Here is a 271-nt window from a genome sequence, read left to right as displayed (position 1 = left end):
GATGATCACCACACCGCTGGGCGCACAGGGCCTGGCGCGGGCGCCCGCCCCGGCCCAGCCCCGCGTGGGGCGCTATCGCGGTCTGCGCGAGGGCGGCGTCATGGCGTTCAAGGGCATCCGCTATGGCCGGGCGGCGCGCTTTGCCCGCGCCGTGCCCGAACCGTTTAGCGGGCCAGAGCAAGACGCCACGCAATTTGGCCCGCTCTGCCCGCAGCGCGGCATGGCCGAGGCGCCGCAAAGCGAGGATTGCCTGTTCCTCAACGTGTGGACG

General features: G+C 72.7%; 1 protein-coding gene. It reads left to right on the top strand.

Annotation, left to right across the window (positions count from 1 at the left end; genetic code table 11):
* Nucleotide 1: 1 nt before the first annotated feature.
* Nucleotides 2-271 (top strand): carboxylesterase family protein (locus H926_RS29165; RefSeq protein WP_043610562.1); only part of this gene is annotated, 270 nt, incomplete at its 3' end.

Origin of the sequence: Novosphingobium sp. B-7 (assembly GCF_000410615.1) — a bacterium.
Taxonomy (GTDB): Bacteria; Pseudomonadota; Alphaproteobacteria; order Sphingomonadales; family Sphingomonadaceae; genus Novosphingobium; species Novosphingobium capsulatum.
The sequence above is the reverse complement of the archived record's forward strand: the minus strand, read 5'-3'. Positions and strand labels throughout refer to the sequence as shown.